The sequence below is a fragment of the Candidatus Viridilinea mediisalina genome (assembly GCF_002532535.1).
Taxonomy (GTDB): domain Bacteria; phylum Chloroflexota; class Chloroflexia; order Chloroflexales; family Chloroflexaceae; genus Viridilinea; species Viridilinea mediisalina.
Genome location: NZ_NQWI01000192.1, coordinates 1 through 5643 on the forward strand (window position 1 = coordinate 1; position 5643 = coordinate 5643).

Sequence of the window (5643 nt, forward strand, 5' to 3'; positions counted from 1 at the left end):
GCAAACACGAATAGATTCGCTATACTCTAGTTAGCTGTTGAGACAAATAAGAAGGAGCATCCAATGACAAGTCTTCATCCGCATCAATGATAAAGAGTATCAAAAAGCTCACACCTATCTCTCGACCGAGTTGCCGGTGCTGGCACCATGCCAGTGGACGGGGCGCGGCTTGGCGGCGAAAGAGATTACCTATAAAATAGACAAGGACAAAGGGGATAAATACGCCAATGTTTCACTCGATGTTGCACGCCGATACAAAGCTGCAAATGCCGATGAGTACAAAGCGAAAGACATTGCTAGTTTACTCCGTGCAACGTCGAAGCTTGGTACATTACAGCAAGCGCAGAATCTGCACGAATTGGTGAGGTCTGGCTACCTTGCACTCATTCACGCCGATGGCAACGGCGTAGGCAGCGGCGTAGGCAACGGCGCGGACAGCACTGACGAGCAATGGGCGCACTTCTTTCATCGAAATCGCGTACTTCTGCGCCGTGCCCTGCAGAAGGCGATCGAAACTACGTGTGAAGACGAAACAGGTGTCGTGCCGCTGGTGATCCTCATGCTCGGTGGCGATGATCTCTTGGTCGTGTGTCGCGCCGCGAAAGCGTTACCGTTTGTTGTGGCGCTGTGTGAGGAGTTAGAAAGGCTCCAACCTGAAAACACTGGGGACTTTAAACTGACGCTTGGGGTGGGCGTTGTGATTGCGAATCCAAAGGTTCCCATCCATCGCCTGCATGATGTAGCAGAACGGCTTGCCAGTTCCGCCAAACGGCGCTTCCGTGGCCTCAAAGAGCGCAAGGAGCCGGCTCGCTCGGTGGTTGATTGGGCGGTCTATACCACAACTTGGGTTGATGATCCCGAGGAGGTTCGTCGCCGCGACTGGATCTGCGGCACGGCTCAGGATCGGCGCGTCCTCTCGCAGCGCCCACTTGACGTGCTAGGCGAGGGACTCAATAGTCTTCAAGGTCTCGTGTGTAGCGCGGAGAAATTGAAAGATGCGCCGCGTTCGCAACTCCGCTATCTTGTGGAACAACTCCCACGCGGACGACACTTGGCAGAACTTGCTTTTGCCGAGTTGTCGCAAGAGGCGAAAAAAGCGCTGCAGGACGCTGGTGTCAACTCGGTCTGGCAGTCGGGTGACAGCCCCTCCACTACTCCGCTCCTTGATCTCATCGAGATCACTGAAATCGCTCGGTTAGGAAGGGGCAACAAGACAGCGCAGCATGAACAGGGGGTCGTTGATGGCTGAAGAGTGGATTCGTTGCAACATCACGGCTGAATTGCTTGCCGACGCGCACTTTGGTACTGGTTCCGGCGGCGGCGGCATTGATGCGCTGCTCGCCCGCGACCGGCACGGTCGGCCTGTCATCTGGGCTTCACACGTCGAGGGCGTACTACGCGATGCTGCACGGAGGCTGCACGACGAGCAAACGGTGAGTGATTTCTTTGGTCGGAGTGGCGGCCTGCAGCAACGCGCCTTATTCACCTCCTTGTATACGAGCGATGCCTCTGAGTGTCGCATCTGGCGTTCAAGCGCCCGTCAGTCATATGATAATCGTGCGCCAAACGATGACACGTTACGCGCCATTGAATTTGTACCCAAAGGGACGAAGTTTGTGGGCACAGTTGAATTGCCGAGGCGTGATATGCCGCTTTTGCAGCGCCTCATTCAAGAGGTTGACGCGCTCGGCAGTGGCCGCGCTACGGGCGCTGGTCGTTTGAAGCTTGCGCTTGCGGAAGCCTCGTTGACAGCGCGGCAGATCGGCACGCCGACCAAGCGCCTGAAACTGTTGCTTACGAACTGCGATCCGCTCTGCTGAGCAGATTGTGGAGGAGACCCATTTCCTCGTTGAGCTTTGCGGTTCGCCAGATGCCATGGCCTCTCTCGCACAAGCATTGGCCCCTCTCCTCTTGCGATCCTTGATTCAAGCAAGACATTCCGCCTCATCCTGACTGCGGATCTCCTCGTGCGCGACGATTTTCTGCGCTGGCGTACGGCTCTGGATGAAGCAGCGCTCCAAGCGTTGATTGGAACGGATAGCCTGCGGATTGAGCAATCAATGCAGGACTGGGTGATGGTTCATGGCTTCAACGGTACATCGCGTTTGTGGCGCATGCCGGCGGCAGCGATTCGGCGGGGTTCTGTCTTCGAGGTTACAGGAACGGGTGTCGCTGAACTGGCACGCCGAGCGGCGCAGGGAGAGTGGTTGGGTGAACGTACCCACGAGGGGTTTGGGCATTTTCGCCTCGACGAAGTGCTGCCGGGGATCACAAGTGACCCCGTTGGATGTGACGAACCGCAGGCAGTGGAAGACGATCCCACGGAAGTCATCGCAGCACAAACACGCCAGTGGTTTGATGAGCGTAAGGCCCTGGCGAAGCCGCCGAAGGCTATGGAGCGTAAGCCCAGCCTGTCACAGTGGTTCGATCTGGTTGCCGATCTCGAACGCGGCAACACGGAGGCGATCAGAGATCGCCTCAATCCGACAACGGCTGGTGCAAAAAGTTGGGGACATGCTGATGCAAGGGCGATTTTAGAAAAACTCAGCAACCCGGCAGCGTACAGCGCCAGCCAGAGGAGGCACCACCTGACCTGCGGAAAAAGCCCTACGGCTTCGTTGCGCTCCCCGAAGCATTTTCTACTGCTGAACCCGTCTGGCACGACGGGACGAGCAGTGCTGGCAGGTTATCGGGTGAAATCCGCTTTGAACTTGAGACGCTGACCCCGCTCTTGGTTGGTTGGGAACGGGGAACTGTTGGTACTGAGGATGTAGACTGGCTGGTTCCAGCCAACCTACATGGCATCGGCCAGATCGTTGACAAGAAGGCCGTGCTTTGCCCGCTACGTGCGCCGTGGGGCGAGCGTCCGGTCATCATTCCTGGCGACACGCTCAAGGGTCTGCTTCGGCACGAGTTAGGCGCGTTACTCGGTGCCCCGATGGAGCGCGTAGCTGAACGCTCCTATTCGTACCGGCCCAACGCGATGTTTCCAGATAAGGTTGAGCGGCGATTTCTCGTTCCACGACTGGATCGAGTACCATCGGATGGCGTAGAGTCGATGCTGCTTGGTGATGATTATCAAGTTCGCGTTCCAATGAAGTTGGAACTGTTCCCTGCATCGCTTGAGTACAACAAGAGGACAAAGAGATTTGACTATCGCTTTGAAGATAGAAATGGAAATGGTGCCCCGTATCGTGGTGGTCAGGGGGCGGGCGAGCAGCTTAACGCGAAGCCACAAGTGCATCGCTCTCTAAGGATTCTTCGTGATACACAGACCGAAGTTGCTGACGTTCCGCAAGCAGCGCGAGAGGGCTACCTAGCAACAATCCGCCATCTTATCGATCTCGATCATGGCCACTTCTCCGAACGGCATCCCGATGTCCCCAAGAAGGTAACAAGTGCCGAGGCCCGCGAGCGCATTCTTGCAGCGGCACAGAACGAAGTATTTCAACCCGGCGATATGCTCTGGGTTGAGTGGGACACCGAGAAGAACTGCATCTCCGCGCCGTCGCTTCCGCTTCACCTTACGCTTCCGCGATCTCGATCCGGCTGAACTCGCCGCAGTGCTCGTTGCGCTTTGTCCTCATCAGTTCCATGAAGTGATCGGGGGTAAGCATGCAGACGGTTATTGCTCGAAACTAGGCTACGCACGGCCCCTGGGCTGGGGCAGCGTGCGCATCGCGGCCAAGGCGCTCTTGCTGCTCAATAGCGTAGATGATAAGCCACTGTTACACAACGCAGGCGATGTCATCGCCTGGACGAAGAGCCATTACGCGCCGTCGCCAATGCAGGAGGAGTGGCTGGCTATGCATCGGCACAAGCATCCCGATGCAGCCGACTATCCGCGGGCAAAGGATAGAGACGGGAACGAAAATATCCATACGTTCCATACGAAGCTGCGAACCACACATTCGCGCGCACGTCGTTATCGCAAAGGAGGCAAGCGTTGACGAGCTTATTGATTATGACCACTGGTCGGACGGATGTTCAGATCGTTGTTAACGACGAAAATGGAGTTGTGCGCCGCGAACTTGATGACAAGACGTGTGGTACCTTGCACAACCAAATCGAGCAGCGGGCGTGGCGCGTTCTTGACCCGCCAGTCGCAAAGGCAAAAGGCGACAAAGCATCTGTGCTCCCCGCTGGCGATCTGGCCCTCTGCACCCCCAAACTGGACGCGGTGCTCAACTATTTCACCAATGAACTGCGCGAACTACCGGTTGCCGCGCTTATCTTCGAGACTCGCCGTAAGAAGAACGATGATCCTCGCTTTGCGGGTGCAGTGCTAGAACAGCGCCTCTATGATCGTGGTATCTCTCAAGTTCAACGTCACGCATTTCTTGAAGGCAATGAACGGTTTGATGATCCAGCCAACCCTCTCGATGCTGTTGTACGCCGCGAAGTTGTGGCACGCCTGGAGCAGGCTATAGCCGGTGCGATTGAGGGTCTGAAGCCTACACAGATCTTTGCGGCGACAACTGGGGGAATGGCTGCAGTAAACGCGGTGATCGAGGAACTGGCTCGCCTGTACGCGGTTCCTACAGGCGCAAAAGTAGACGTACTGGAAGTGCCGGATGCCGCCATCGCCAAGCAGGTTGACCGGGCTATTGAAGAAAGGTTTCATCCAGCTTCCGGCTACCGAGCGCGTTGGCAAGCCTTATCACTGATCGAAAAGGGCAACTTGCTGGGCGCATGGGGTGCGGTCGCATACATCAAAGATCAGCCCGGTCAAGAATGGACCAGAGTGGTTGAGTGGCTTGCTTGTTTTGCGTCGTCATTGCCAATACCCGATGAGTGTGATCTTTCGGTGCTGAAGCACCAGCGCCTAGCCGTGCGGGCCGCTTTGCGCGTCGAATTTGCGCTCCGTGCGGGAGATATTCCACGGGCAGCGCATGGCACGGTGGCCTTCTTCGAGGCGGCGCTGTGGGATTATCTTGGAGATAAAACGTCACGGCATGCGAGCAAGCGCCAATTCATGTTTCATGTGCCTCCTCCCAACGAACTGGTACGCGAAAACGACTCTGCGAAGCTTGCTGCGCTCTCGAAGACCAAGAAGGATGAGAACCGTAAGCGACCGTTTATTCGGAAAGAGACAGTGGACGGAGTAGATTGGTACCAGATCGATGATACTGCGGTCTGCGCTAATCAAATTGCGGAACACTATCTCAAGCTCACCAGCCTGACGAAATTTGGCAAAGCGGTAACTCAGAAAATTCGCGATCTACGCAACGATGTCGCGCATAACGAGCCAACACCGCAACTCATGAATGGAGCGCGCACCGAGATGCAGCAGGCCGGGTTATGGTCTAAGGATGATCCACCCAGGTTCCTGAGCCAGCCGCTCGTGCAGGATGTGCTGAAGGAACTTGGTATCAGCCAACCGGATGGACTGTGCGAGGAACTGCTGGCAGAAGTTCGCACTCGTCTGCTTCCCTGCTGATCTCAGCCGCCACTTCCGCAATGCAATAGAGTACCGTCCGATGATCATTATATCACCCCGTATCGTACCTGTTCAGAGTGGCAACATGCTGGGTGCGCGGGCCTTCGGCCCGCGCACCTAAGTTTAGCCCAGGGCTTCTTCGCGCTACCAAGACTATAGGAGCTTTGCAAACACGAATAGATTCGCTATACTCTAGTTAGCTG

General features: G+C 56.2%; 5 protein-coding genes. All 5 read left to right on the plus strand.

What is annotated here, in order from left to right; translation table 11 throughout:
• The first annotated feature begins 169 nt into the window (after positions 1–169).
• The 5 genes from CJ255_RS20890 (at position 170) to CJ255_RS20915 (ending at position 5440) form a co-directional block, all read left to right on the plus strand.
• On the plus strand, positions 170–1249 hold the full coding sequence (locus CJ255_RS20890) for a Cas10/Cmr2 second palm domain-containing protein (RefSeq protein WP_124682041.1): 1080 nt from the start codon (positions 170–172) through the stop codon (positions 1247–1249).
• Complete coding sequence (locus tag CJ255_RS20895; RefSeq protein ID WP_097646015.1) at positions 1242–1820, plus strand: RAMP superfamily CRISPR-associated protein; 579 nt, start codon at positions 1242–1244, stop codon at positions 1818–1820. Before CJ255_RS20890 ends, CJ255_RS20895 begins: the two co-directional genes overlap by 8 nt.
• A gap of 147 nt (positions 1821–1967) precedes the next feature.
• Positions 1968–2723 carry a hypothetical protein gene (locus CJ255_RS20900; RefSeq protein WP_124682042.1) on the plus strand — a complete coding sequence of 252 codons (756 nt, stop codon included), beginning with the start codon at positions 1968–1970 and terminating at the stop codon, positions 2721–2723.
• Between the two features lie 8 nt (positions 2724–2731).
• Entirely contained in the window at positions 2732–3553 is an 822-nt protein-coding gene (locus CJ255_RS20905) for a hypothetical protein (RefSeq protein ID WP_097646017.1), read from the plus strand.
• A gap of 393 nt (positions 3554–3946) precedes the next feature.
• Positions 3947–5440, plus strand: a complete 1494-nt coding sequence (locus CJ255_RS20915; RefSeq protein WP_097646019.1) for a hypothetical protein — start codon at positions 3947–3949, stop codon at positions 5438–5440.
• Positions 5441–5643 lie beyond the last annotated feature (203 nt).

Bases quoted from the DNA above. Each gene is read 5' to 3' on its own strand.
- CJ255_RS20895 (WP_097646015.1), top strand. From the start codon at position 1,242: ATGGCTGAAGAGTGGATTCGTTGCAACATCACGGCTGAATTGCTTGCC.